The 21,410-nt window shown below is 72.3% G+C and carries 21 protein-coding genes and 1 pseudogene; 8 read left to right on the top strand and 14 right to left on the bottom strand.

Annotated elements, in window-relative coordinates; all coding sequences use genetic code 11:
- Positions 1 to 108: 108 nt before the first annotated feature.
- The 7 genes from ung to ACZ4SV_RS33680 all read right to left on the bottom strand — a co-directional run bounded on the left by ung (position 109) and on the right by ACZ4SV_RS33680 (position 6,390).
- Positions 109 to 792 carry a uracil-DNA glycosylase gene (gene ung, locus ACZ4SV_RS33710; protein WP_365873869.1) on the bottom strand — a complete coding sequence of 228 codons (684 nt, stop codon included), beginning with the start codon at positions 790 to 792 and terminating at the stop codon, positions 109 to 111.
- An 82-nt stretch (positions 793 to 874) separates the two neighbouring features.
- Complete coding sequence (locus ACZ4SV_RS33705) at positions 875 to 2,452, bottom strand: ABC transporter substrate-binding protein (protein ID WP_468009778.1); 1,578 nt, start codon at positions 2,450 to 2,452, stop codon at positions 875 to 877.
- A 189-nt stretch (positions 2,453 to 2,641) separates the two neighbouring features.
- Complete coding sequence (locus ACZ4SV_RS33700) at positions 2,642 to 3,400, bottom strand: SDR family oxidoreductase (RefSeq protein WP_365873873.1); 759 nt, start codon at positions 3,398 to 3,400, stop codon at positions 2,642 to 2,644.
- Between the two features lie 12 nt (positions 3,401 to 3,412).
- Entirely contained in the window at positions 3,413 to 4,174 is a 762-nt protein-coding gene (gene fabG / locus ACZ4SV_RS33695; protein ID WP_365873875.1) for a 3-oxoacyl-ACP reductase FabG, read from the bottom strand.
- 146 nt (positions 4,175 to 4,320) lie between these two features.
- Positions 4,321 to 4,770, bottom strand: coding sequence for a DUF3037 domain-containing protein (locus ACZ4SV_RS33690; RefSeq protein ID WP_365873877.1), 450 nt, complete (start codon positions 4,768 to 4,770; stop codon positions 4,321 to 4,323).
- Positions 4,767 to 5,543 carry a HipA family kinase gene (locus tag ACZ4SV_RS33685; RefSeq protein ID WP_365873879.1) on the bottom strand — a complete coding sequence of 259 codons (777 nt, stop codon included), beginning with the start codon at positions 5,541 to 5,543 and terminating at the stop codon, positions 4,767 to 4,769. The genes ACZ4SV_RS33690 and ACZ4SV_RS33685 overlap by 4 nt, the downstream gene beginning before the upstream one ends.
- Before the next feature lie 199 nt (positions 5,544 to 5,742).
- Positions 5,743 to 6,390, bottom strand: a complete 648-nt coding sequence (locus ACZ4SV_RS33680) for a dihydrofolate reductase family protein (RefSeq protein ID WP_468009766.1) — start codon at positions 6,388 to 6,390, stop codon at positions 5,743 to 5,745.
- 207 nt (positions 6,391 to 6,597) lie between these two features.
- Between ACZ4SV_RS33680 and ACZ4SV_RS33675 the strand changes: the two genes are divergently transcribed.
- Positions 6,598 to 7,056 (top strand): Rieske (2Fe-2S) protein, encoded by a 459-nt coding sequence (locus ACZ4SV_RS33675; protein ID WP_468009763.1) that lies wholly within the window; start codon positions 6,598 to 6,600, stop codon positions 7,054 to 7,056.
- A gap of 60 nt (positions 7,057 to 7,116) precedes the next feature.
- On the top strand, positions 7,117 to 7,587 hold the full coding sequence (locus tag ACZ4SV_RS33670; protein WP_468009761.1) for a pyridoxamine 5'-phosphate oxidase family protein: 471 nt from the start codon (positions 7,117 to 7,119) through the stop codon (positions 7,585 to 7,587).
- Positions 7,588 to 7,622: 35 nt separating this feature from the next.
- On the opposite strand, the gene ACZ4SV_RS33665 is transcribed toward ACZ4SV_RS33670, so the two are convergent.
- The gene (locus ACZ4SV_RS33665; RefSeq protein WP_397941367.1) at positions 7,623 to 8,525 is read right to left on the bottom strand and encodes a LysR family transcriptional regulator; all 903 of its coding nucleotides are present in this window, start codon (positions 8,523 to 8,525) and stop codon (positions 7,623 to 7,625) included.
- Positions 8,526 to 8,600: 75 nt separating this feature from the next.
- Here ACZ4SV_RS33665 and ACZ4SV_RS33660 point away from each other — a divergent pair, with 75 nt between their 5' ends.
- Positions 8,601 to 9,536, top strand: a complete 936-nt coding sequence (locus ACZ4SV_RS33660) for a DMT family transporter (protein WP_365873889.1) — start codon at positions 8,601 to 8,603, stop codon at positions 9,534 to 9,536.
- Positions 9,537 to 9,799: 263 nt separating this feature from the next.
- Here ACZ4SV_RS33660 and ACZ4SV_RS33655 read toward each other — a convergent pair whose 3' ends face one another.
- On the bottom strand, positions 9,800 to 11,131 hold the full coding sequence (locus ACZ4SV_RS33655) for an aminotransferase class I/II-fold pyridoxal phosphate-dependent enzyme (protein ID WP_365873891.1): 1,332 nt from the start codon (positions 11,129 to 11,131) through the stop codon (positions 9,800 to 9,802).
- Positions 11,132 to 11,179: 48 nt separating this feature from the next.
- On the opposite strand from ACZ4SV_RS33655, the gene ACZ4SV_RS33650 reads away from it, so the two are divergent.
- A complete protein-coding gene (locus tag ACZ4SV_RS33650) occupies positions 11,180 to 11,860 on the top strand; it encodes a pyridoxamine 5'-phosphate oxidase family protein (RefSeq protein WP_365873894.1) in 681 nt (226 codons plus the stop codon).
- Positions 11,861 to 12,234: 374 nt separating this feature from the next.
- On the opposite strand, the gene ACZ4SV_RS33645 is transcribed toward ACZ4SV_RS33650, so the two are convergent.
- The 3 genes and pseudogenes from ACZ4SV_RS33645 to ACZ4SV_RS33635 all read right to left on the bottom strand — a co-directional run bounded on the left by ACZ4SV_RS33645 (position 12,235) and on the right by ACZ4SV_RS33635 (position 14,981).
- Positions 12,235 to 13,242 carry an EamA family transporter gene (locus ACZ4SV_RS33645; protein WP_468009749.1) on the bottom strand — a complete coding sequence of 336 codons (1,008 nt, stop codon included), beginning with the start codon at positions 13,240 to 13,242 and terminating at the stop codon, positions 12,235 to 12,237.
- A 637-nt stretch (positions 13,243 to 13,879) separates the two neighbouring features.
- Positions 13,880 to 14,242, bottom strand: a pseudogene (locus tag ACZ4SV_RS33640) (hypothetical protein); the annotation flags it as partial.
- A gap of 121 nt (positions 14,243 to 14,363) precedes the next feature.
- Positions 14,364 to 14,981: a PadR family transcriptional regulator gene (locus tag ACZ4SV_RS33635; RefSeq protein WP_468009744.1), complete on the bottom strand. Its 618-nt coding sequence runs from the start codon at positions 14,979 to 14,981 to the stop codon at positions 14,364 to 14,366.
- 245 nt (positions 14,982 to 15,226) lie between these two features.
- On the opposite strand from ACZ4SV_RS33635, the gene ACZ4SV_RS33630 reads away from it, so the two are divergent.
- A complete protein-coding gene (locus tag ACZ4SV_RS33630) occupies positions 15,227 to 16,021 on the top strand; it encodes a hypothetical protein (protein WP_468009741.1) in 795 nt (264 codons plus the stop codon).
- Between the two features lie 262 nt (positions 16,022 to 16,283).
- Positions 16,284 to 17,096 carry a PhzF family phenazine biosynthesis protein gene (locus tag ACZ4SV_RS33625; RefSeq protein ID WP_468009737.1) on the top strand — a complete coding sequence of 271 codons (813 nt, stop codon included), beginning with the start codon at positions 16,284 to 16,286 and terminating at the stop codon, positions 17,094 to 17,096.
- Positions 17,097 to 17,120: 24 nt separating this feature from the next.
- On the opposite strand, the gene ACZ4SV_RS33620 is transcribed toward ACZ4SV_RS33625, so the two are convergent.
- Both ACZ4SV_RS33620 and ACZ4SV_RS33615 read right to left on the bottom strand, forming a co-directional pair.
- Positions 17,121 to 17,861 carry a CPBP family intramembrane glutamic endopeptidase gene (locus ACZ4SV_RS33620; protein ID WP_468010083.1) on the bottom strand — a complete coding sequence of 247 codons (741 nt, stop codon included), beginning with the start codon at positions 17,859 to 17,861 and terminating at the stop codon, positions 17,121 to 17,123.
- Between the two features lie 356 nt (positions 17,862 to 18,217).
- A complete protein-coding gene (locus ACZ4SV_RS33615; RefSeq protein WP_397941356.1) occupies positions 18,218 to 19,735 on the bottom strand; it encodes a glutamate-cysteine ligase family protein in 1,518 nt (505 codons plus the stop codon).
- 567 nt (positions 19,736 to 20,302) lie between these two features.
- On the opposite strand from ACZ4SV_RS33615, the gene ACZ4SV_RS33610 reads away from it, so the two are divergent.
- Together ACZ4SV_RS33610 and ACZ4SV_RS33605 are read left to right on the top strand one after the other, a co-directional pair.
- Positions 20,303 to 20,902 (top strand): hypothetical protein, encoded by a 600-nt coding sequence (locus ACZ4SV_RS33610; RefSeq protein WP_468009734.1) that lies wholly within the window; start codon positions 20,303 to 20,305, stop codon positions 20,900 to 20,902.
- Positions 20,903 to 21,189: 287 nt separating this feature from the next.
- On the top strand, positions 21,190 to 21,396 hold the full coding sequence (locus ACZ4SV_RS33605) for a DUF5999 family protein (protein WP_365880284.1): 207 nt from the start codon (positions 21,190 to 21,192) through the stop codon (positions 21,394 to 21,396).
- Positions 21,397 to 21,410 lie beyond the last annotated feature (14 nt).

Raw genomic sequence — 21,410 nt, 5'->3', positions numbered from 1 at the left:
TTGTCCGCTCCCGACGCTAACCGGCGGACCGCGGATTCCCGGTCAGGCGGCGCCGTCCCGCGGCGCACCGGTGGCCCGGTCACGGCCCCCCGCCCGGGCCCCCGGCCGTCAGCCCAGGTCGGGGATGCGCCAGTCGATCGGCTCGTGGCCCTGGCGGGCGATCGCCTCGTTGATCTGGGTGAACGGGCGGGAGCCGAAGAACTTCTTCGCGGACAGCGGCGAGGGGTGCGCGCCCTTGACCACCGCGTGCCGGGTCTCGTCGATCAGCGGGAGCTTCTTCTGCGCGTAGTTGCCCCACAGCACGAAGACCGCCGGGTCGGGCCGGGAGACCACCGCGCGGATCACGGCGTCGGTGAACTTCTCCCAGCCCTTGCCCTTGTGGGAGTTGGCCTCGCCGGCCCGGACGGTGAGGACCGCGTTGAGCAGCAGCACGCCCTGCCGGGCCCACGGCATCAGATAGCCGTTGTCCGGTACGGGCAGGCCCAGCTCCTGCTGCATCTCCTTGTAGATGTTCCGCAGGGACGGCGGGGTCTTCACGCCGGGGCGGACCGAGAAGCACAGGCCGTGGCCCTGGCCCTCGCCGTGGTACGGGTCCTGGCCGAGGACGAGGACCTTGACCTGCTCGTACGGCGTCGCGTCCAGCGCGGCGAAGACCTCCTCGCGCGGCGGGTAGACGGGGCCCTTCGCCCGCTCCTCCTCGACGAACTCGGTCAGCTCCTTGAAGTAGGGCTGCTGCAGTTCGTCGCCCAGAACCCCGCGCCAGGACTCGGGCAGCATGGCGATGTCGGTCACGTCAACGTCCTCACGGTGTCGGTCCACTTCCAGGCTCCCGAACCTACAGGCGACCACTGACAACCGGTGCCGTGAGGGTGGTTCACCAGCTTGTCTTGCGGTGCAGCGTCCACATCATCATGATCGTCGACGGGTCCAGGGCCTGTTCGCCGCCGGCGATGTCGACGCTGGCGGCCACGAACTGCCTGCCCTGCCACAGGGGGAGCAGCCGGGCGTCGTCCACCATGATCCGCTGGGCCGCCTCCACGTCCTTGACGGTCCGGGCGCGGTCGCTCTCGGCGCGCGCGTGGGGCAGCAGCCGGCCGGTGATCTCCTTGGCCGGGTAGGGCGTGCCGAGGGCGTTGTCCTCGCCGACGAACGGGGCGATGAAGTTGTCGGGGTCGGGGAAGTCCGGGAACCAGCCGCGTCCGAACACCGGGTACTCGTGCTTCTGGTAGCCGAGGACGTAGCTCTTCCAGGGGCGGCTTCGGAGGGTGATGGCGAACAGACCGGAGCCGTCCAGTTGCTTCTTCAGCTCCTGGAACATCCGGGCGGTCTCGGAGCCGTAGCGGTCGGTGGTGTACCAGAAGGTGAGCGGGACGCGCCGGGTGATGCCGGCGTCGGAGAGGATCGTGCGGGCCTTGGCCGCGCTGGGATCGCCGTAGTCGTCGAAGAAGCCGGTGGAGTGGCCGGTCAGACCCTTGGGGACCATCGAGTACAGCGGGTCGACGGTGTCCTTGTAGACCTTGTGCGCGATCGCGCCCCGGTCCACGAGCTGGGCGACGGCCTTGCGTACGGCGGGCTGTCTGGCCCACGGGTCCTGGGGGTTGAACACCAGGTAGCTGATGTCGGTGCCGGCGCCGTCGAACAGTTGCAGGTTCTCGTTGTCGTGTTCCTGGAGGGCGAGGATGTCGTCGGCGGCCAGGCCGCGGTAGGTGACGTCGACCTGCTTGTCCCGCAGCGCCTTGACCATGCCCGCGGAGTCCTTGAAGTAGCGGACGGTCACCGCGTCGTTCTGCCGCTTGGCGAACCCCTTGTAGTGGTCGTTGCGGACCAGGACGGCCTCGGCGCCCTCCTCGTAGGACTGGAGCCGGTACGGCCCGGAGCCGTGCACGTCGCTGTCCTTGCGCAGGGAGTGGGCCGGGTAGTCGTCCGGGTCGACCAGGGACATGGCCGGGGTGGCCAGCACGAACGGGAAGGTGGCGTCGGGCTGGTTGAGGTGGAAGACGATGTCGCGGTCGCCCGACGTCTCCACGCGGTCCAGGCTGCCGAGCAGTCCGGCGGGGCCGCCGGGGGCGTTGATGGCGCGGATGCGGTCGATCGAGTGCCGCACCGCCTCGGCGGTCAGCGGGTCGCCGTCGGAGAACGTCAGCCCGGAGCGCAACCGGCAGTGGTAGGTGCGGCTCGTGGAGTCGGTGAACTCGCAGCTCTCGGCGGCGTCGGGCTGCGGGGTGGTGGCGCCGTTCGGGTAGGCGAGGAGCGTCTGGAAGATGTTCCGGTACAGCTCCCAGGAGCCGTCCCAGGCGCCGGCGGGGTCCAGCGTGCTGGGGGCGCTGGTGGTGCCCACGACGATCGCACCCCGGTCGTCGCCGCCGCCGTCGGACAGCACCCCGCATCCGGCGGCCAGCGCTAGGGACGCGATCGCCGCGACGCTCCGCAGGAATCGGTTCCGGTTGAACACGCGCACGCTCCTCGATCTGCCATACCAAGGGTCGGCAGACCATACCGCAGCGTCCCGGTGGCTGAACCTCCCCTGGAACAGGGCTTCTTGATCGATTCGGCGATGACGACGTTGTCAGTCCGCCGAGCGCACATCATGGGTGTTCCGGGCGCCGATCCGTCCGGAAATCGGCGCCCGGTACCGTCGGGCTCAGCTCACGCCGGCGTTGAGGAAGATGCCGCCGTCGACGACGAGCGTCTGACCGGTGACCCAGTCGGACTGCGCGGAGGTGAGGAACGCGGCGGCGCCGCCGATGTCGGAGGGCACGCCGAGCCGGCCGAGCGGGTAGGCGGCCGCGGCCTCCTCCTCGCGGCCCTCGTACAGGGCCTTGGCGAACTTGGTCTTGACCACGGCCGGGGCGATCGCGTTGACCCGTACCCGCGGCGCGAACTCGTGCGCGAGCTGCTGGGTCAGGTTGATCATCGCGGCCTTGCTGACGCCGTAGGCGCCGATGAACGGCGAGGGCGCGAGACCGGCGACCGAGGCGATGTTGACGATCGCGCCGCCGTTCTCCTTCTGCCAGGCGTGCCAGGTCTTCTGGGCGAAGCCGAGGGCGGAGACCACGTTGGTCTCGAAGACCTTGCGGGCGACGTCCGGGTCGAGGTCCGCGAGGGGGCCGAAGACCGGGTTGGTGCCCGCGTTGTTGACCAGGAAGTCGACGCGGCCGAAGGCCGCCATGGTGCGCTCGACGACCTCGGTCTGGTGGTCGAGGTCGTGCGCCTTGCCGGCCACGGCGATGGCCCGGTCGGCGCCGAGCCGCTCGACGGCCTCCGTCAGGGCGTCCTCGCCCCGGCCGGTGAGGCAGACGCGGTCGCCGCGGGCCACCATGGCCTCGGCGATGCCGTAGCCGATACCGCGGCTCGCGCCCGTGACGATCGCGACCTTGCCGGAGAGTTCAGCGGAAGTCATGTGCCTGGTCCCTTAGTTGAGCGGTCCGCCGGCGACGTACAGCACCTGGCCGGAAACGAAGCCGGCGGCCTCGCCGGTGAAGAAGGCGATGGCGTTGGCGATGTCCTCGGGCTCGCCGACGCGCTGCACCGGGATCTGGGTGGCGGCGGCCTTCTTGAAGTCCTCGAAGCCCATGCCGACGCGGTCGGCGGTGGCCTTGGTCATCTCGGTGGCGATGAAGCCCGGGGCGACGGCGTTGGCGGTGATGCCGAACTTGCCCAGCTCGATGGCGAGGGTCTTGGTGAAGCCCTGGAGACCGGCCTTGGCGGCCGAGTAGTTGACCTGGCCGCGGTTGCCGAGCGCCGAGGAGGAGGAGAGGTTGACGATCCGGCCCCAGCCGGCGTCGACCATGTGCTTCTGCACCGCCTTGGTCATCAGGAACGAGCCGCGCAGGTGCACGTTGAGGACCGTGTCCCAGTCGGAGACGCTCATCTTGAACAGCAGGTTGTCGCGCAGCACGCCCGCGTTGTTGACCAGGATCACCGGGGCGCCCAGTTCCTCGGCGATCCGGGCGACGGCCGCCTCGACCTGCGCCTCGTCACTGACGTCGGCGCCGACCGCGAGGGCGGTGCCGCCGGCGGCGGTGATCTTCTCGACGGTGTCCTTGCAGGCGGCCTCGTCGAGGTCGATCACGGCGACCGCGTGGCCTTCGGCGGCCAGCCGTACGGCGGTGGCGGCGCCGATGCCGCGCGCCGCGCCGGTGACTACCGCGACCCGCTGTTCGGTGGTGGACATGCTGTTTCTCCTCGCCCTTGAGAGAACCTGGCGGACTCTCGGAGAGAGTCCCCTCGTGCGGTGAGCGACCGCTTAGTACCTTCGGTACCCGTGACGCTAGAAGCCCTGGCACGCGGTGTCAACGGCGCATCGGCCGGTGTGATCCATTACCTCACCAGGAGGTCGAGCAAGCGCTCCGTCTCGGCGGCCGGGTCGGCGGTCAGACCGGTGTGCACGGGTCCGGGCTGGACCACGGTGGAGCGGGGCGCGACCAGCCAGCGGTAACGGCGCCCCGCGTCGTCGCCGGCCGCCTGTCCGGCCTGCTCGCCGCCCGCGCACGTCCGCTCGATCGCGCCGAGCGCGGCACGCACCCCGGCCACGTCCGCCGCCGGGTCCAGGGCGAGCAGCCGGGCCTCGTCCAGATGGGTGCGGGCGCCGACGTAACCGCGGGCCCGGCAGTACACGAGCACGCCCGCGTTGATGCACTCCCCGCGCTCCACCCGGGGTACGACCCGCAGCAGCGCGTACTCGAACACGTCCCGGTCGCCGCCCTGGCCCGCCCGGGTGATGTGCCGCTCGGTGACATGACCGGCCATGTGGATGTGCCGCTCGCTCACATGCTCTCCTTCGCTCCGGTGCCGATGCCGGTGATCCGGTCGGCGATGACGGCCGCCCGGGCGAGCAGCGGCCGCGCGTAGGCCCGGCGCAGGTCGTCCGGGGTGTCGAAACCCGGTTCGCCGGCGAGCCAGACGTCCGGGATCTCGGCGGTGACCTCGGCGAGCAGCTCCTCGGTGATCCGCGGCGCCAGCTCGGCCGCGGCGGCGGACACGTCCGGGGCGAAGCGGGCGAGGGCGTGGTCGGAGGCGTCGTAGGGGCGGGCCGCCGAGGTCTGGGCACCGGGCCAGTTGTGGTGCCAGATCATCGTGGCGCCGTGGTCGATGAGCCACAGCTCGCCGTGGTGCACGAGGAGGTTGGGGTTGCGCCAGGAGCGGTCGACGTTGTTGATCAGCGCGTCGAACCAGACGATCCGGCCGGCCTCCCCGGGGTCCACCGGGAAGGCGAGCGGGTCGTAGCCGAGGGCGCCGGACAGGAAGTCCATGCCGAGGTTGGCGCCGCCGCTGTGCCGGAGCAGGTCCTGCACCTGCTGCTCCGGCTCGCCGAGTCCGAGGACCGGGTCCAGGCCGACGGTGACCAGCCGGGGCATGCGGAAGCCGAGGCGCCGGGCGAGTTCGCCGCACACCACCTCGGCGACCAGGGTCTTGCGGCCCTGTCCGGCGCCGGTGAACTTGATGACGTAGGTCCCGAAGTCGTCGGCCTCGACGAGCCCCGGCAGCGAGCCACCCTCACGCAGCGGCGTGATGTAGCGGGTAGCGGTGACTTCTCTCAACATGTTCTACGGCTTCCCCGCTCACTTGCCTTGCTTGGGACGGCCACGTCCGACTCACCCGTCGACGGCGGTGCCCCTTGCTTCCGGCCTCCGGCACGAAGTGAGCATAGTAACCAAGCGTGACAGCCGGGGAGGAGCGCCCGGACTCGCGGGGGCGGCGCGGCAGCCGAGCGGGGCCGCCGGGGCCGGCCCTGGGGTTCGGTTACTTTCGCCAGAAGAGGTGGTGCGTCACGCCGCTCGGGCTGGGCACGACCTCCAGGTGGAAGCGGTCGAGCAGTTCGTCGGGGGACTCCCAGAGCCGTAGTCCGGACCCCAGCTTCACCGGCGAGACCGCCACGTGCAGGGTGTCGACGAGGTCGGCGTCCAGGAACTCCCGGACGGTGGTGACCCCGCCGCCGAGCCGGACGTCCTTTCCGCGCGCCGCCTCCCGCGCCTGTTCCAGGACCGTGGCCGGGTCGCCGTCGACGAAGTGGAACGTGGTGTCGGAGAGCGTGAACGAAGGACGCTGGTGGTGCGTCATGACGAACACCGGGGTGCGGAACGGCGGCTCGTCACCCCACCAGCCGCGCCACTCGTGGTCGTTCCAGGGCCCGCGCTGGGGTCCGAACTTGTTGCGGCCCATGATCTCCGCACCGATGTTGCGCGCGTAGTCCCGCGTGAAGTAGTCGTCGAGGCCCCGGCTCCCTCCGGGATCGGTGCGCATGGGCCAGCTCGCCGTGGCACCGGCCCAGGCGAACAGCTTCGCCGGGTCGACGGCGTGGCCGAACGGACTCTCCAGGCTCTGGCCCTCACCGGCACCGATCCCGTCACTCGAGACGTTGAAGTTCTGGACTCTCAGCAACTGAGCCACGTGCTCCTCCTGTGGTGTGACAACGGTGGTGAGACTCTCCCGGCCGCGAAAACTCATCGCCGCCTCGTCAGCCGACGCCCGGACCGGTGGACGGACACCGCCGCTCGCAGTGAACGGAGCCGGTTTGCGTGTGCGGCTGAACGGCCGCGCTCCCCCGGCCGTACCCCAGGGCGGACGACGAGGAACGCTCTGCGGAAGGGAACCCCCATGACCAGCGCATCGCCCCACCCCGCGGCCGGACCGGGCCGCCGCGGCGTCATGGCGGCGGCCGGGGCGGCGGGGCTCGCCGCCGCCCTGACCGCCTGCGGCACGGACGACGGCTCCTCCGGCCGCGTCGCCGCCGGAGCCGGCGCCGACCGCGCCGCGCCCGACGGCGGCGGAACCGCGCTCGCGAAGACGGCGGACATTCCCGAGGGAGGCGGTACGGTCTTCAAGGACCGCGGGGTCGTGGTCACCCAGCCGACGGCGGGCACCTACAAGGCGTTCTCGTCCACGTGCACCCACCAGGGCTGCGCGGTGGGCGGTGTGAAGGACGGCGTGATCGTCTGTCCGTGCCACCACAGCGAGTTCTCCGCGGCGGACGGCAGCGTGCGCAAGGGGCCCGCGACCCGCCCGCTGCCCGCGGCGCGGATCACCGTCTCCGGTGACGAGATCAGGCTGGCCTGAGCGGTCCCGGCGCCGGCACCGCGGGGCCCGCCGGCACCGAGCGAAGAGTGAGGGGACCGCATGACCGTCGGTCAGCAGCGCCGGGGCCGGCGGATCATGATGACGCCCGGCGAACTGGACCGGTTCCTCGGCGCCCAGCGCACCTGCCGGGTCGCGACCGTCTCGGCCGACGGGACGCCGCACGTGAGCCCGCTGTGGTTCGTCTGGGACGGCACCTCGCTGTGGCTGTACTCCGTCGTGCGCAGCCGGCGCTGGGCGCAGATGGGCCGCGATCCGCGGGTGGCGGTCGTGGTCGACTCCGGCGAGGAGTACGACGCGCTGCGCGGGGCCGAGCTGTCCGGCCGGGTGGAGTCCGTGGGCGAGGTGCCGCGCCGGGGCGGGCTGTGCGCCGAACTCGACACCGCCGAGACGCTGTTCGCGCGCAAGTACTTCGGTCTGGACGAGATGCCGCACGACGGCCGCCACGCGTGGGCCCGGCTGACCCCGGAGAAGATCGTGTCCTGGGACTTCCGGAAACTGAGCGGCGGATAGCCGGGCCGCGGCGGCCCACAGCGCGGGCGCGGCGCTCAGCCCAGTTTCCGTGCCGCCGTGCGCAGGGCCTCCACCGCGGCGCGGATCGAGGGCCGGCGGTCGGCGTCCGCCCGCCATATCACGTACACATGGCGGCGCAGGCGCTGCTTGAGCGGGACCAGGGCCACGCCCTCGGGCACCGGGTGCCGGCCCAGCAGCGGCACGATGCACACGCCCAGTCCGGCGGCCACCAGCCCGAGCTGGGTGTGGGTCTCACCCGCGCGGTGGCCGACGATCGGCTCGACGCCCTTGGAGCGCAGGGTGAACATCAGCCATTCGTGGCAGAACTCGCCCTCGCCCCAGGTGATCCACTCGTCCTCGGCGAACTCGGTCAGATCCACCTCGTCCCGGCCCGCGAGCCGGTGCCCGGCGGGCAGGGCGACCTCGGCCGGGTCGTCCAGCAGGGGCGCCTTGACCAGGCCGTCGGGCACGGGCATCGGCTTGTTGTACCAGTCCAGGACCACGGCGAGGTCGAGATCGCCGCGGACGACGCCCGCGATGCCCTGTTCCGGTTCCAGCTCACTGGAGCGCACCCGCAGTCCCGGGTGCTCGGCACGCAGGGCCCCGAGCGCGGCCGGGAACAGTCCGCGGGCCGCGGTCGGGAACGCCGACAGCCGCAGCTCGCCGACGGCCTGGCCGCGGTGCGCCTCCAGGTCGGACTCGGCGAGTTCGGCCTGCGACAGGATGCGCGCCGCGTGCTCCGACAGCAGCCGGCCGGCGTCCGTGAGCCGCACGCCCCGGCCGTTCTTGGCGAGGAGCCGCTGGCCGATTTCCCGCTCCAGCTTGCCCAACTGCTGGGAGACTGCCGAGGTGGTGACGTGCAGCGCCTCGGCAGCGCCGCTGACCGAGCCGTGCCGGGCCAGCGCGTCCAGAGTGCGCAGGCGCTCCAGGTTCAACATGTAAGCAATTCTAAGAGGTACCGGGGCCGAAATCTCGATTGTGCTACGTGGTTGCCCCCGGCAAAGCTAGGAGGCATGAGCACGGTCACCTCGTCGACACACACCCGGTCCACCGCCCCCGGCCTCCCCCGGGGCCGCCTCGACTGGCGGCTGCGCTTCGGCGCCCTGTCCGTGATCTGGGGCTTCAGCTTCCTGCTGATCAAGGTGGGCACCGAAGGGTACGCGCCTTTTCAGGTCACCCTGGGCCGGCTGGCGTTCGGTACGGCGGTGCTGGTGGTGACCATGGCCGTGAAGCGGGAGCGGCTGCCGCGCGGGGCCCGGCTGTGGGGGCGCATGGCGATCGCCGCGTTCCTGCTGAACGCCCTGCCGTTCTCCCTCTTCGCCTACTCCGAGCTGACGATTCCGTCCACGCTCGCCGGCATCTGCAACGCCACGTCCCCGCTGTGGGGCATGGTCCTGTCCCTGGTCGCCCTGTCCGAGGACCGGCCGTCGCGGGTCCGGGTCGCCGGGCTCGGGCTCGGGTTCCTGGGCGTGCTGACCGTGCTGGGCGCCTGGCAGGGCTTCCACGGCCTGGACGCCAAGGGCACGACGATGGCGCTGCTGGCCTCGCTGAGCTACCCGGTGGGCTGGATCTACGTCCGGCGGACCCTGGCCGGCACCGGGAACTCCCATCTGTCGATGACCGGCGGCCAGTTGCTGCTGGCCACGGTCCAGCTCGCCATCGTGACGCCCCTGTTCACCAGCGTCCCGGAGCACTTCTCCGTCGTCCCGCTGCTGGCCGTCGCCACGCTCGGGGCGGTCGGGACCGGGCTCGCGGTGCTGATCCAGTACGGCCTGGTCGCCGAGGTCGGGCCGACCACCGCGCAGATGGTCACGTACTTCATCCCGGTCATCGCCACGGCGGCGGGCGTGGCGATCCTCGGCGAGTCGCTCCGGTGGACGACGCCGGTGGGCGCGGTGATCGTACTGGCGGGCGCCGCACTGACACAGGCACGCGGCAAGCGGGCCTGAGCGGCGGGCGAGGGGGGCGACCGCGCCTGTGGGGATGGGCGACGTGGGGCTGGGGTGCGGCGCCGGGGCCCGCGGGATACGAAGCGGCGCTAGCCGTAGATACGCGCCGGGCCCCGGGAGATGCGCAGGGCGCCGGCCGTAGACGCGCGCCAGGCCCCAGCAGATAGGAGAGGCGCTAACCGCAGACGCGCGCCAGGCCCCCAGGAGAGACGAGAGGCGCTAACCGCAGACGCGCGCCAGGCCCCCAGGAGAGACGAAGGGCGCTAGCCATAGACGCGCGCCGGACTCGGGCGTACCGCCGTCGCCACCGCGTCGGCGAGCGGGATGACGTCCTCCTGAGTGAGCGAGGACACCGTGACGCGGACGGCCTGCGGTGAGGCGAGGCGGAAGCGGGCTCCCGGTGCCACCGCCCAGCCCGCCTGGACCAGGCGGGCCACCGCGCCGGTCTCGTCCGGGACCGGGATCCAGACGTTCATGCCGCTGCGGCCGTGGGCGGTGACGCCACGCTCCGCGAGCGCGTCGACGAGGGCGTCCCGGCGGCTGCCGTAGGCCCGCGCCACCGCCGCCCGGTCCACCGCGCCGTGCGTGAGGAGATGGGCCACGGCCCGTTGCAGCAGCAGACTCACCCAGCCGGGGCCCAGACTCAGCCGGCCCCGGACCCGGTCCACGGTGACGGGGTCGCCGGTGAGGACGGCGAGGCGGAGGTCGGGGCCGTAGGCCTTGGCGACGGAGCGGACGAACGCCCAGTGGCGGGTGACGCCGGCGAGCGGGTGCACCGGCAGGTCGACGATGCCGTGGCCGTGGTCGTCTTCGACGAGCAGGGTTCCCGGGTGGTCGCGCAGCACCGCGCGCAGGGCACGGGCGCGCGTGGCCGTGACCGAGGCGCCGGTCGGGTTCTGGGCCCGGTCGGTGACGATCAGGGCGCGGGCTCCGGATTCCAGGGCGCGGCGCAGGTCGTCCGCGCGCGGCCCGTCGTCGTCCACGCCGACCGGGGCCAGGTGCAGGCCGAGCGCGGGGACGAGGTCGAGGAGGCTGCCCCAGCCCGGATCCTCGACGGCGACCGTGTCACCGGGTCTGAGGTGCGCGGCGAGGACGCGTTCGATCGCGTCGAGGGAGCCGGAGGTGACGGTGAGCGGGCCCGCGGGGACACCGTCGGCGTCGAGTTCGGCCCGCGCCAGGCGGGCGAGGTCCGGGTCCACGGGATCGTCGCCGTAGCGGACGGGCCGGGCATCGCCCTGCGCGGCCGCCGCGGCGAGGGCCGGGGCCAGGCGGGGCAGCAGGGCCGGGTCGGGGTTGCCCGTGGACAGATCACGGCCGCCCGCGGGCACCTCGACGCGCAGTTGCTCACGGCCGGTGGTGGCGGGCTTGGGACGCACCCGGCTGCCCCGGCGGCCCGCCGTCTCGATCACCCCGCGCTCCCGCAGGGTGCGATAGGCGGCGGCGACCGTGTTCGGGTTCACGCCGAGCCGGGCCGCCAACTCCCGCATGGGAGGCAGGGCTTGGCCCGGTTGCAGCTCCCCGTCGCCGACCGCCTGCTCGATACCGGCCGCGATATCGGCTGCGCCGCGTCCTGTAATCCGATACTCTCCTAGCACAAACAGCATTATGCACTAGTACAAAGCTCGTCGCAATGGAGGACCGTCATGCAGGGCACGACCGAGAACAACCGGGCCGCCGCCTATTCCCCGACCGACCGGACCGTGCCCACGCGCTACCCGGACCGGGCGTCGTACGACAAGGAGCAGGTGCACGCGCTGCTGGACGAGGGGTACGTCGGCCACCTCGGTTTCGTCCGGGACGGCGCCCCGGTGGTGCTGCCGACGCTGTACGGCCGGGTCGGCGAGCGGCTGTACCTGCACGGCTCGACCGGTTCGCGTCCGCTGCGGATGGCCGGCGCCGCCGACCCGGGCCTGCCGGTGTGCCTCACGGTCACCCATGTCGACGGGCTGGTGCTGGCCCGCTCCGCCTTCCACCACTCGATCAACTACCGCTCGGTCGTGGTGCACGGCGTCGCGTACGAGGTCACCGACCCGGAGGAGCGGCGGCTGGCCCTGGACGCGCTGGTCGACCACGTCGTACCGGGCCGGGCCGCCGACTCCCGGCCCGCGACCAGGAAGGAACTGGCCGCCACCGCGGTGATCCGCCTGGATCTGGAGGAGGTCTCGGTGAAGACCCGTGCCGGCGCGGCCAGCGACGAGCCCGAGGACCTGGCCCTGCCGCACTGGGCCGGCGTCGTCCCGCTCCGCAAGGGCTACGACACGGCGGTCCCTAACCCGGACCTGGCCCCCGGCATCGAACTGCCGGACTACCTGGCGCAGCGGTAACGACGACGGCCCGGCGCGGCGGCGGCCGGTGCCACCGCGGCCGTCCGGTCGGTGCCCATGCCCGGACTGGGCCGGCGGGTGAGCAGGGTCGTTGTGCCGTACGCCCGCCCGCCGGACGATCGCGGCCGAGCCACCGAAGGCGAGCACGGCCAGGCAGGCCGGCGCCCCGACACCGGCGGCGCCGAGCGTGATGAGTGTCGGGCTCGCGCCAAGGGGATCGACGGTGGTCACGGCCAGGCCGGCTGGCCGGTCGGGCCACCGTGCCGAAGTACCCGGTCCGCAACACGGCCGGCCCAGCTCCGGCGGCCCGCGCTCCGCTCACCCACGCGGTCGGGAGCGAAACGACGCGTGCGTTCCGCGGCGTGACCCGGACGCTAGGCGGCGCTGCCCCGCGCGGACATCTCCCGTTCCGCGCCACCGGGGGCGACCGGCTCCGGAGTGCCCTCGTCCGCCGGGGTGGCGGACTGGGCGATGAGCGCGCCGAGCAGGACGACCGCGCCGCCGGCAACCTGCGGCGCGGACAGGTGCTCGCCGAGCAGCACCCACGCGAGCACGGTCGCGATGACCGCCTCCAGGCAGGCGACGACGACGGCGACCTGCGGCGACAGCCGGCGCACGGACAGCACCCCGGTGACGTACGCGATCACCGTGGCGACCAGGACGACCCAGGCGAGCAGGACCCCGGCCGGTACGGCGGTGCCGTGCAGATCCGCCGGGCCGGCCAGCACCGACCAGTCCATGGTCCAGGGGCGGGCCACCACGGTCAGCACGGCGGTGCCGACGAGCAGGCCGTAGGCGATGACTCCGAGCGGGTCCGGCGCCGCGTCGCCCCGGTCCTGGCCCTGGTCGGACAGGATGAAGTAGCCGACCTGGCAGCAGGCGGCGCCGAGGGCGAGCAGCAGGCCCAGCGCGTCGAAGCTCAGCCCGGACCAGATCTCGACCACACAGGCGAGCCCGGCCGCCGCGAGGACCACGCCGAGCGCGGCGGCGCGCGTGACGGGCCGCCGCTGCACGAAGCGCACCCAGCCGAGCACCATCGCGGGCGCCAGATACTCGATGAGCAGGGCCACGCCGACCGGGATCCGGGAGAGCGCGGCGAAGTAGCAGGCCTGGACGCCGGCGACGGCGAGCAGGCCGAATCCGGCGAGCAGCGCGGGCCGACGGCGCGGGAGGCCGCGGTGGCGCACCGCGACCGGCAGCATCACCAGGGCGGCGCCGGCTGCCCGCAGCCACACCACGTGCAGCGGGTCGAGTCCCGCCTCGATCAGCGGCTTCGCCGCCACCCCGGACCCGCCGAAGGCCAGTGCCGAGACCAGCGCGAGACCGAGACCGGCGCCCTTGCCGGGACTGCCCTGACTGCTCACAGACGTACGCACCCGCACATGATGACAGGCGCCGACAGGAGCTTCACTCCTGTTGACACCTGTCTCAGTTGCTGGACGACCGCCGGCGGGCCGGCGTGCCGTCGTCGGCGTACGCGCCGGTGCCGGCCTCGATCCGGGCGAGCAGTTCGCGGGCCGGGATGCCGGCGCGGTCCAGCACCTCCACGGCCCGGGAGTGCGGGTCCGCGGCGAGCGCGGCGAGCAGGTCGGTGCCGGTGACGCGGGCCGCGCCCCGGCGCCGGGCGCGGGCCCGGGCCTCCGCGAGCGCGGCGGAGGCAGCGGGCGACCAGCCCCCGGTACCGCCGGCCGACCACCCCCCGGCGCCACCGGCCGACCAACCCTCGGCGCCGCCGGCCGACCAACCCTCGGCGCCGCCGGCCGACCAACCCTCGGCGCCGCCGGCCACACCGTCCCGCCCGGCGACGGGAACGCCCGGCCCGGCGACGGACCGGCCCCGGGCGCACCCGGCCGCACCCTCCACGCTTCGCGCGTGCGCGGCCGGATCCCTGGGGCTTCGCGCGTGCGCGGCTGGGTCCCCCGAACTACAGACGCGCGCGGCCGGTTCTCTGGAGCCGCACATGGCTGCCACCGGATGCCCGGGGCCGCCAGGGGATTCGGTCACCGGGTGCTCGGGGCCGCCGGCCGGCGCGGGTACGGCGGGGAGCGCGGCGGAGTCCTCCACGCTGCGCTGCCAGCGCAGTCCGTAGCCGATGCTGCGCTGCACGAGGTAGCCGAGGAGCCGGGCGAGCCGGCGCGGTTCGCCTACGGCGGCGCGGGCCCCGGGGTCGTGTTCCAGCAGGGCGTGGAGCAGATGGGCGGTGTCGGTCTGGCGGTCCCGGTCCCGGACGGCCCTGCGCCGGGCACCGGTCACCACCGCTGCCAGCTCGGCGTCGAGCCCGGCAGCGCCGTCCTGGTGCGGAACCGCTGCGCCGGGAGCGGTCCGGTGGACTGTACGGGGTTGCACATCCCCTACCTCATCAGCCCCAACGGGACGGGGCATCCACGAGGGGAACCATCTTCGCGTCCCACGCGGAGTGGACGTGACCGGCCTGGATTTCATCCTCACGGAGGAGATCCGGCCGAATACCGACGCGGAGCGCGCGCCGCCTTGCGTACGAGCCTCAGTCCTCCTCGGCGAGGATCAGGTAGAGCTTCTTGCGGGCGTCGTTGACGACGGCCAGCGCCTTCGCCCGCTGTTCCTTGCTGCCCGTCTTCCAGACCTGCGCGAAGGCCTCCATCAGACCGGAGCCGGCCTGACGGATCTCACCGAGGGCCTCCCAGTCGACCCCGCGCCCGGCCTCTTCCCAGGGGGCGTCCGGCCCCTCCTCGGCGGCGGTGCGGCCGCTTTCGGTCAGCGCGAACAGCTTCTTGCCACCCTCGCTCTCGCTGGCGATCAGGCCCTCGTCCTCCAGGAGCTGGAGGGTGGGGTAGACCGACCCGGGACTGGGCTTCCAGGCGCCGCCGCTGCGTTCGGCGATCTCCTGGATCATCTCGTAGCCGTGCATGGGCCGGTCCTTGAGCAGCGCCAGGATCGAGGCGCGCACGTCACCGCGGCGCGCCCGCCCGCCCCGTCCGCGCGGCCCCCAGGGGCCCGGCCCGAATCCGGGTGCGCCGGGACCGAACCCCGGGCCGCCCGGCCCGAACGGCCCGAAGGCGGCCCGTCGGCCCTCGAACCCGCCCATGCCCCGGCGCCCGGGGCCCTCGTGCCGATGTCCACGCTCGAATCCGCGGGACCGCATAGCGATCACTCCCATTCCATCGTTGATCAGTCACGTCTGCATCGCGTTCGCTCACGACACGTCAACGATATATCGGAACCGATCGCCAGACAACACCCTGCCGTCCCCACGCCACCTGTCTCTTCGTGACCTGTGCCAGTGATCGGTGATCGATTGCCAGGAGATCAAGGCGCTTTGCGTCAGCGAAGGTTTACTACTTGGCTGCCTGCGTCAGATTCGGCTGATCGTTATGGGAGGTTGAGTACATGGACAACGACATAGCCATCGCGCTGATCGGTGCGATCGGTGTGGGCGGCACCATCGTCGGAACCTTTGCCGGCACGGTCCTCGGCGCCCGCATCCAAGCCCGCGGCGGACACGACCAAGCCCAAGCCGCACGCGACGCAGCTACCACCATCGCCGCCGCCACGGCGCGTCAAGCAGTGATCGAACGCCGTTGGGCGACCCTCGCCGAATACCTCCGCGCAGCCGCCGCCCTCCACGAGAGCGCGAATCGGCTCTACGCATTGAGCGCCGACATCCGTGTCACTGGAAGTCTGATCACCGTGGACGGACCGGCTCTTGAAGCCGACGTAGAGGAGCGGCGGCACGCCCTCCTCTACGCGTACGCCGAGGCCGAACTCAGCGCACCCGCCGAGATGCGCCCCTTGGTCTCCGATCTAAAGGACAGAACGTTATTTCACGTGGAACAATCCATCCGGGGCAGAGACCTGATCAGCGCACATACAACCCTGCGCGGCCTTGCCGCCGCACAGGGCCACGATTCACCAGCCGGTCGAGCACACCGTGCCGTGACGACGCCGTCCGCGCCTCACCCGGCCGACGACACGACACACGAGGACCTCGCGCGCTGGCGTACTGAAGCCGCGAGGACCTTGGAAGATGTCCGCGAACTGACCTTCGAGCAGAGTCATTTGCTCGCCTACCTCCCCGACGAGGACCAGACCCTCATCGTCATCGAGGCCGGGGACCGGTACACAGAAGCATGGGACGCCCTGGTCGCCGCCGCCCGCCAAACACTGGGGACTGACCCCACTTAGCAACACGAACAACAGTGCGAGCAATGCGGCGAGTAAACCCCTCGGTCGACGTCTTGGCGAGCCCCCGGTAGTTACCCGCAACCTGGACGCACGGACTACCCTCGACTGACCGGCGTTCCGGCCCGAGCCCGGTGATCGTCCGCTCCCCCGCCGGCCCGCCGGGAGCAGTCGGCGGTCCCGGGCGGCGCGTGGCGGGAAAACGGGCCGGGACTCGTGAAGTGGACTTGGTCCGGGGGCCGTGGCAGCCGCTAGCGTCGGCTGCATGCGCATTCGAATCGTGGACGCCTTCACCGACCGACCGTTCGCCGGCAACCCGGCCGGGGTCCTGATCCTCGACGACGTCTTCCCGGACGACGACTGGCTGCAGAACGTGGCAATGGAGGTGAACCACGCCGAGACCGCGTTCGCGCACCGGCTGCCCGCGGGCGGTGACGCCGACTGGGCGCTGCGCTGGTTCACCCCCGTCGCCGAGGTCGCCATGTGCGGGCACGCCACCCTCGCCACGGCCCACGTCCTGCACACCACCGGCGCCCACGAGGGACCGGTGCGGTTCGCCACCCGCAGTGGCGTGCTGACCGCCACGCCCGCCCCGGACGGTCCGGTCACCCTCGACTTCCCGACCGCTCCGCTCACCCCGGTCGAGATCCCGGCCGGGGTCGCCGAGGCGCTCGGCGCGCAGCAGGTCGCCGCCTTCGACACCGGCCCGAACGTCGGCGACCTGCTGGTGGAACTGGCCGACGAGAAGGCCGTCCTCGGTCTCTCCCCCGACACCAAGTCCCTCGGCGCCTACTCCTCGCGCGGCATCATCGCCACGGCCCGCGCCGAGGACGCGTCCCTGGGCTACGACTACGTCTCCCGCTGCTTCTTCCCGAACGTCGGCATCGACGAGGACCCGGTGACCGGCAGCGCCCACACCGCGCTCGCCCCGCACTGGTCCGCCCGGCTCGGCCGCGACGACCTCACCGGGCTCCAGGCCTCCCGCCGCTCCGGGCTGGTCCGTACCGGCCTGCGCGGCGAGCGCACCCTGCTCACCGGCCGAGCGGTGACGGTCATCGAGGGCGAACTGCGCGCCTGAGCGGCCCGCCGGCGGTCTGCGCGGTCAGGCCGTCGGCAGCCAGCCCACCTTGCCGGCGAGGAGGGCGTAACCCACGAAGGCCCCGATGTCGAGCAGGGAGTGCGCGACGACCAGCGGGCCGACCCGCCCCCAGCGGCGGTACAGCCAGACGAACACCACGCCCATGGCCAGGTTGCCGAGGAAGCCGCCGATGCCCTGGTAGAGGTGGTAGGAGCCGCGCAGGACCGCGGAGGCCAGCAGCGCGGCACCCGGCGACCAGCCCAGTTGCCCGAGCCGGCGCAGCAGATAGCCGACGACGATGACCTCTTCGAGCACCGCGTTCTGCACCGCCGACAGCACCAGGACCGGGTACTTCCACCACACGTCCGGCAGTGCCTCGGGTACGACGGTGAGGTTGAAGCCGAGGCCACGGGCGGCCAGATAGAAGGCGATGCCGGTGCTGCCGATCACGGCCGCGACCCCGGCGCCCCGGGCCAGGTCCGACCAGGGCCGGGTGCGGTCGAAGCCGAGGGCGCGCAGTCCCGTGCCCTCGCGCAGCAGCAGGTGGGCGACGAGCGCCACGGGGACCAGTGCGGTGGCGATGCCGAAGAGCTGCCAGGCCAGGTCCAGCCAGGGGCGGCCGGGCGCGGCGGAAGCGTTGAGGGTGGCGGCCTGGTCCTTGAGACCGCCCGGCTTGGTGACCGAGCCGATGAAACTGATCAGCGCGGACACTCCGCTCGCCCCGAGCGAGAGCGCCAGCACGAGCAGCGTCTCGTCCCGCAGCATCCGCCGCGGGTCAGGCGTCCGCACCGAGGAATCGGCCACCGAGTCAACCTCCTGCCGGCTCGTGGGCCCCCGGCCCACCGTTCGCCCGCAAGGATCGCAGAAGAACCCGGCAGCCCCTCACACCGCCCCGGCCCCTCGCCCCCCGGCAGACGGCAGACGGCCGGGGTCTCGCGCGTCCGGGCCACGCCGGGGCCCGTCGATCACGCGCCCCCGCATCAGGCGACCGACGCCCCCGCTTCCGGCGACCGGGGGCGCGGCGCCCGGTGCTTCACGGATCAACCAAGCCGAAACCCGCGCCCGCCGTACGCCGCCCTCCGGTCGCCGTCCTCCGCTCGCCAGTCGCCGCCCCCCGGTCGTCAGCCCGTGAGTGCCGGTGCGGGCAGGCCCACCGGCCAGGTGTGGACCGGCTCGCCGCCGTGCATCAGCTCGGCGTAGCGCCGCGTGGTCGCCGCCAGCGCCGCGTCGCGGGACAGCCCGCGCTCCAGCGCCTGGTGGAACGTGGCCGTCTGCCAGGACGCCCCGTTGACCCGGCGCCGGCAGCGCTCCTCGATCACGCCCAGGTAGAGATCCCGGTCCGCGGCCTCCACGCCCCACGCGTCCAGCCCGGCCGCGGCGAGCGGCAGCAGCTCGTCGCGGACCAGCGTGACCGCGTCGATCTCACCCGTGCCGCCGTAGCGTCCGCGCCGGGGCCAGACGAAGCGGGCGTCGATGCCGTACCGGCACGCCGCGTCGAAGTTCGCCTCGGCCGCGGCGAACGGCAGCCGCGTCCACACCGGCCGGGGCTCCTCGGCGAGGGCGCGCACGAGGCCGTAGTAGAAGGCCGCGTTGGCGATGACGTCGGTGATGGTCGGCCCGGCGGGCAGGACCCGGTTCTCCACGCGCAGGTGCGGCACGCCGTCCGCGATGCCGTACACCGGCCGGTTCCAGCGGTAGATCGTGCCGTTGTGCAGCACGAGTTCGGCGAGCCCGGGGACTCCGCCGGCCTCGATGACCTCCAGCGGCTCCTCGTCGTCGCAGATCGGCAGCAGCGCCGGGAAGTAGCGCAGGTTCTCCTCGAACAGGTCGTAGGCGGAGGAGATCCACCGCTCGCCGAACCAGGTGCGCGGCCGTACGCCCTGCGCCTGGAGTTCGGGCGGCCGGGTGTCGGTGGACTGAAGGAACAGCGGGGGCCGGGACTCGCGCCACAGTTCGTGCCCGAAGAGGAACGGGGAGTTGGCGCCGACGGCGATCTGCGCGGCGCTCGCCGCCTGGGCCGCGTTCCACACGTCCGCGAACCGCCCCGGGGTGACCTGGAGGTGCAGTTGCACCGAGGTGCACGCGGCCTCGGGCACGATCGACTTGGACGTGCAGACGAGGTGCTCCACGCCGTCGATGTCGAGCCGGAAGTCCTCGCCGCGCGCGGCGACGATCTGGTTGTTGAGGAGGGTGTAGCGGTCGACCTCCGAGAGGTTGGAGGAGACCAGGTCGTCCCGGCCCAGGGTGGGCAGGATCCCGATCATCACGATGCCCGCGTCGACCTCGGCCGCCTTGCGGTCGGCGTAGGCCAGCGACGTGCGCAGTTCCTCGGCGAGCCGGTCGAATACCCGGTCGCCCAAGCGGTGTGGAGCTATGTTGACTTCAAGGTTGAACATGGCCAGCTCTGTTTGGAAATCGCGGCTCGCGATGCGCTCCAGTACCTGCCCGTTCAACATTTTCGGCATACCGTCGGGCCCCGCGAGATTCAATTCGATCTCGACGCCCATGAGGTTCTTTGGACGGTCGAACCGCTTCTCCCGCAGCAGCCGCTCCAGTCCCGTGAGGCACTTCTGGAGCTTTTCACGGTAGCGCTGGCGATCGGACAGGTCGGACTGCCCCGCCACGACCTTCTCCCCCATCGAAGTGTCCCTCCTCGGATGGGCGGGCCGACGATCCGGCCGCCGGGCTCTCCCGGGTCAGGAGGGATGATGCCCAGCCGAAGCGATCGATAACGTCCCGCGCGGGCCTGTCGCCCGCTACTCTGTCAGATGTTCCCGGCGGCACATTCACGAGGCATGCCGCACGTTGACCATCAAGTGCCCCGAACGCCTCATGAAAAACGCCGACGCCATTCGGCCGACCGTTACCGGCGCGTATGGCGAGGTCAGCGGCGCGCGCCGGACGGAAAATCGGGATGAGTTCCGCACATCGACGGCCTAATTCACCCTTGTCCGGTCAACCGGATTCAGATAGCCGAAACATCTGCCGAACACGCGTCGTATAAACTCCGTCCACAAGGCACAGGGTGGCACCCTTCGGTGCTGGTTGCCGCGGAGTTTCCGCCGTACCGATTGACGGGCGGCAGGCCGAGCCGCACCCTCGTCACACCGATCCGGGCTCCCACCTCTCGGGCCTTCCGTGAGCAGACAGCGCCGTCCGCCCCACTTCCTCGCGCCGCCGCGCCTGTCTAATGAGAGGCGACCCACATGCCGCTGCACATACCCCCGGCCCCCGCGCCCGCCCTGCGCTCCGTCCTCACGGCCCTCGGTTCCCCCACCGCGGTCCATGAGGCCCGTACTCCCGCCCTGCGTGCCGCGCAGGGACCGGCGACACCCGAACTCCCGCTCCCCGTCCACGTGCTGGACCGGATCACCGCCCAAGGCCTGTCCGCGACCAGGCTGGCCGGCTGGCGGTTCCTGATCCGGTGCGGCGACCGCGCGGTGGCCGCGGCCGAGACCATGCTCACTCCGGACGGCTGGGCCTTCTCGCACTTCTTCGAGGGCCCGTACGTCGCCTCCACCGAGCGCGCCCTGGAGCAGGCCGAGGCGCTGCCCCAGCCGTACCAGGCGAGACTGCTCTCCGTTCCCGGCCTGTACATGCTCACCCTGTGGCTGCACGGTGACCGCTCCGGTGACGGCACCGAGGGCCATCCGGCCGCCGGTGACCTGCTCGTCCCGCTGGCGCCGGCCCCGCCGGGCATCCCGGCGCACCGTCCGTTCCGGGTCGCCGAGCTGCTTCCGGTACTGACCCATCGGGCGACTCCTCTCCCACTGCTGGGCTCACCGGCGCTCGGCTCGCCTGCCTGACCGTCGCCCGCGTACCCCGCTTCCCGCCCGGGAAGCGGGGTACGGTGATGTTCCGGGCTCCCGCCGGGTCCCTCTCCGCCGGACTAGTCACATCCGGCCAGTGCGAACCACCCGAAGGGACCGCCCAGTTGGGCTGAACCGCCCGCGCGGGTGACGCGTCTTGAATCTGTGAGAAGCGGTGCTGCGAAATCCCTGCGGAATGACACGCAGGGGAGAACACTGGGCGCAGACCGACTCTTCATTCACGGGGGACGGACATGTTCACGACAGAGGGAAAGATCCCGCCCATGTGCCAGCACCAGCCACCGTGCCCGCCAGCCGAATCCGCCGACCGGGAGTCCGCCCGCCTCGTGGCGCACCACCCGGAGCAGGGGTGGAGCCTGCTGTGCAACGGCGTCCTGCTCTTCGAGGACACCGGTGAGCTGCTGCCCGACGGCAGCATCATCGCCCCGCACCGCCCGCTGGGTGCGGAACAGGTGATGACCGCCGCCTGAGCGGGGCACGACAC

Source organism: Streptomyces sp. NPDC027672, from assembly GCF_055566335.1.
This window is presented reverse-complemented; position numbering and strand designations above follow the sequence as displayed.